Annotated in this window: 3 protein-coding genes and 1 pseudogene; 1 reads left to right on the top strand and 3 read right to left on the bottom strand. The window is 52.7% G+C overall.

Features of this window, described 5'->3' with window-relative positions; translation table 11 throughout:
- Positions 1–449 (bottom strand): DUF523 domain-containing protein (locus tag RTY00_RS23615; protein WP_312666584.1); only part of this gene is annotated, 449 nt, incomplete at its 3' end.
- 151 nt (positions 450–600) lie between these two features.
- Positions 601–801: a YbfA family protein gene (locus RTY00_RS23610; protein ID WP_008107019.1), complete on the bottom strand. Its 201-nt coding sequence runs from the start codon at positions 799–801 to the stop codon at positions 601–603.
- Between the two features lie 247 nt (positions 802–1,048).
- Here RTY00_RS23610 and kdpE point away from each other — a divergent pair, with 247 nt between their 5' ends.
- Positions 1,049–1,723 (top strand): two-component system response regulator KdpE, encoded by a 675-nt coding sequence (gene kdpE / locus RTY00_RS23605; RefSeq protein WP_008107021.1) that lies wholly within the window; start codon positions 1,049–1,051, stop codon positions 1,721–1,723.
- A 38-nt stretch (positions 1,724–1,761) separates the two neighbouring features.
- Here the strand turns inward: kdpE and RTY00_RS23600 are convergent.
- Positions 1,762–2,359: pseudogene (locus RTY00_RS23600) on the bottom strand (phosphoglucomutase, alpha-D-glucose phosphate-specific); the annotation flags it as partial.

Genomic DNA, 2,359 nt, shown 5'->3' with positions numbered 1-2,359 from the left:
CCATCCTCTTCCAGCGGCAGCCACGGCATCTCTTTCTGCAGAAATGCAGTAAACATGCCGGTGCCTGCTTTACGGTTGTTGTTGGTTTCAGGCTCGTAAACGCGGACGCGTTCCAATCCACAGCTTGGCGATTTGGCACACAAAATGTAGCCGCACAGATGATGCAGCGACTTGACCCGCTCAGCGGACCAGCGCTGCATCTCTTCTGTCACCTCTTCGCCGCCATCTTTACTGAAACAGAGATGGATATTTTCATCGCTCTCTTTTACCAGCCGCAAAGCCGGACGGGGCGTCGGTAAGCCAATCGCCATTTCGGGGCATACAGGTTCAAAGCGCACAAATGGCACGAGTTCGTCCGTGGCGAAGGCAAAACGTTTGTGGCCGCCATCAAATCGGACGTTATCTCCGAGCAGGCAAGCGCTGATACCAACAGGAATTTTCTCGCTCATACTTGTACAACCTCAGAAATCTTGTAGAGGTTTTAAGTGTAGCTGAAATGCGCGGGGATAACAGCGCTAACGCGCGGTGGGCGTGAATTTATCGATAAAAAAACCCGGCGCTTCGCGGGAAGTCGCCGGGTTAATACTGCGCTGAAATCGCTTACCAGTGAATACCGGCAGCCGCTTCCGACTGCGCTAGCCAGACCGGTTTAGTGCTGGTTTTGCACCACATACGATGCAGGTAACTGTACAAACGCGCGCGATCCGAGCGGAATAACATCACTGGCAGCGCCAGTAAACCGATTGCTACCACCAGCACGCGGCGCAGTACGATTTTATACAGTGGATATGCTCGATCCATTTTTTGGCCCCCTTGTGGTAAACATTACGTTGAAATGTGATCTGGTTCAGATATTACCCGTTGTTGTGTAATTTTACTACTCATCCGACCACTTTATTTGCGCTTTTTTTCAGCAATTCGTGTGGTGATGAAAGTTAGTTACAAAATTGTGAATTAAACGATCTCTTCAAGTTAAAAACTTCGTGACGGACGCCGGGCCGCTTTATTGCTAAAGTGATGCGTTAACTTTTTTGCCGCTGGAGGCAGCGTGACGACCATCTTGATAGTGGAAGATGAAAAAGAGATTCGCCGTTTCGTACGCCTGGCGCTGGAGAGCGAAGGCCTGAAAATTGTGGAAGCAGAGCAACTGCAGCGCGGCCTGATTGAAGCGGCGACGCGTAAGCCCGATCTGGTGATCCTCGATCTCGGCTTGCCGGATGGTGATGGCAATGATTTTATTCGTGAAGTGCGCCAGTGGAGCAGCATGCCAGTGATTGTGCTGTCTGCGCGTAGCGATGAACAGGATAAGATTGATGCGCTGGATGCTGGTGCGGATGATTATCTCACCAAACCGTTTGGCATTGGTGAACTGCTGGCGCGTGTGCGTGTGGCGCTGCGTCGTCATCAAAGCAGCCAGCCTGAACCGATTGTGAAATTTGGCGAAGTGAGCGTTGATTTGGCGGCACGGCGCGTGCTGCGCAACCAACAGGAAGTGCATTTGACGCCGACCGAATTTCGTCTGCTGAGCTTGCTACTGAATAATGCCGGAAAAGTGCTGACTCAGCGTCAGTTGCTGAATCAAGTTTGGGGCCCAAATGCGGTGGAGCACAGCCACTATTTGCGCATTTATATGGGCCACTTGCGGCAGAAGCTGGAAGCGAATCCCACGCAGCCCAGCCATTTGCTGACCGAAACCGGCATCGGCTATCGATTTATGCCATAAAAAAGGCCGCTAAGCGGCCTTTTCTCTTCACTGCCCTATCAGGCGTTTTTCAGCACTTCGCTAACAATCTCAACCGCTTCTTTCTCGATTTGCTGACGATGTTCAGCACCCAGGAAGCTTTCACAGTAGATTTTGTAAGCGTCTTCGGTACCTGATGGACGCGCGGCAAACCAGCCGTTTTCCGTCATCACTTTCAGACCACCAATCGACGCACCGTTACCCGGCGCGGCAGTCAGGCGTGCGGTGATTGGATCACCCGCCAGCGTATCTGCGCTCACCATTTCTGGTGACAGCTTAGACAGCGCCGCTTTCTGTGCCGAAGTCGCCGGAGCCTGCAGACGGTTATAGCTTGGCGCACCAAAGCGCTCTGCCAGCTCGTCATAATGCTGCTGCGGGTTCTTGCCGGTGACCGCTGTGATTTCAGCGGCCAGTAGACACATAATGATGCCGTCTTTATCGGTTGACCAGGCTGAGCCATCGAAACGCAGGAAGGATGCGCCGGCGCTCTCTTCACCGCCGAAACCGAAGCTGCCATCGAACAAACCATCAACGAACCATTTGAAACCAACCGGTACTTCTACCAGCTTACGGCCAATGTCGTTGACGACGCGGTCGATCATCGCGCTGGAAACCAGA

Origin of the sequence: Pantoea sp. CTOTU49201 (genome assembly GCF_032054795.1) — a bacterium.
Lineage (GTDB): Bacteria > Pseudomonadota > Gammaproteobacteria > Enterobacterales > Enterobacteriaceae > Pantoea > Pantoea symbiotica.
Note: the sequence above shows the minus strand (reverse complement) of the source record. Positions and strands in the feature narration are given on the sequence as shown.

Bases quoted from the DNA above. Each gene is read 5' to 3' on its own strand.
- RTY00_RS23610 (WP_008107019.1), bottom strand. From the start codon at position 801: ATGGATCGAGCATATCCACTGTATAAAATCGTACTGCGCCGCGTGCTG.